2 protein-coding genes are annotated in these 1,276 nt (G+C 47.3%); both read right to left on the reverse strand.

Features of this window, described 5'->3' with window-relative positions; genetic code table 11:
- Window positions 1-27: 27 nt before the first annotated feature.
- On the reverse strand, window positions 28-834 hold the full coding sequence (locus F6K49_RS50035; protein ID WP_366514365.1) for a transposase: 807 nt from the start codon (window positions 832-834) through the stop codon (window positions 28-30).
- Window positions 768-1,223 (reverse strand): hypothetical protein, encoded by a 456-nt coding sequence (locus F6K49_RS50040; RefSeq protein ID WP_293083220.1) that lies wholly within the window; start codon window positions 1,221-1,223, stop codon window positions 768-770. The genes F6K49_RS50035 and F6K49_RS50040 overlap by 67 nt, the downstream gene beginning before the upstream one ends.
- Between the last annotated feature and the right edge of the window lie 53 nt (window positions 1,224-1,276).

The raw sequence follows: 1,276 nt of genomic DNA on the forward strand, positions 1-1,276 counted from the left end.
AGGGGCTTGCAAATAAATAAGGTACCATTAGATAGGCTCAATCATAACATCCCATTTGGGAAGAGATTCAGACCTTTGCCACTGTTGTTTGTAGGGTTTTAGTTCATCCTCAGGCACCGTAATCTTTTTGGGATAGGTTCCCTCGACCAGATGAACTAAGGGAGGAAATCCATTCCAGGTCATATTGGCAGCCCATTGCAGAGCATCCTCAATGGAGTTGAGCAGGGAGCCATTCCAATAATTTTCCAAGGTTGCCCAACATCGCTCAATTGGATTGTATTTGCTGTGATAGGGGGGATAGTAAATCAAGTGAACCCTTAGACCTGTGGTTTGGACAAACTGAACCATTCGTTTGATAAACTGAGTGCGGTTACTTCGGACAGCAGAGCCACCATCAAGGTCAATGGCTAATGCTTCAATGCCAGGATAGTCCCCCTGATGCTCTTGCCACCAAGCTTCCAAACAATCGACGATAAAATCACTGGTCTCTGCGGACTGACCAAAGTAAATGGACAGTTGGTGCCCTAAAACATCCAAGATGCCAAAGGGCACCAACACAGCCTGCCAGTGGTCATCATGATCATCGGCTTTCAAAGCCTCTAAGGTTCGGGCTTTGCCACCTCTGGAAAGATTACCAATTTTGACCTTGGCTTTGCTGTCAATCGAAATCCGTAGGGTCTTCGGGTCAGCATCTGCTGCCTGATTGGATTGAGCCACATTCTCAAAAATGGCATCGGTTTCCGGTATTTTCTTATAAGGCTTGACTTTCAGTGTTTTTTTAAGCGGTAACCCATGCGATTCAACAGATTTCCAATCGTTTGGCGGGTCGGTAATTCATCCTCAGTATACCCTTTAACTTCTATCAATGCCTCGCGCACGGCCCTGGCACTCACACGGGCATAGTAGAAAGTGGATTGGAATTTCGGGTCGGCTTGGGCATGACCATCCACCAGATCACGGATATCACCTTCCAAATTCGGTAGTCTCTGTTCCGTCTGCTTACGACCTCGGGCCTGGTAGTTATCGACGCAGGTGATGCCAGTGCGACGTTCGTGGAGCCCTGTTTGCACACTTTTACGACTCCACCCTAAATAAGTCTCTACCTTGCGGGCTGAGCCATCAAAGTAGTCAACGGCCACCTTGGCCATGAACCCTCGTTTGATCGGACCTGTGAGTTTTTGGGCGGCATCTTGGATCGTCGCTTTAACGGTTTCATCTAGCATCTTTTATCCTCAGAACAAGTCCTCAATTATGCTCATGTTGGTTCCTTAAATTA

It is taken from the genome of Moorena sp. SIO3I6 (assembly GCF_010672095.1).

Bases quoted from the DNA above. Each gene is read 5' to 3' on its own strand.
- F6K49_RS50040 (WP_293083220.1), bottom strand. From the start codon at position 1,223: ATGCTAGATGAAACCGTTAAAGCGACGATCCAAGATGCCGCCCAAAAA.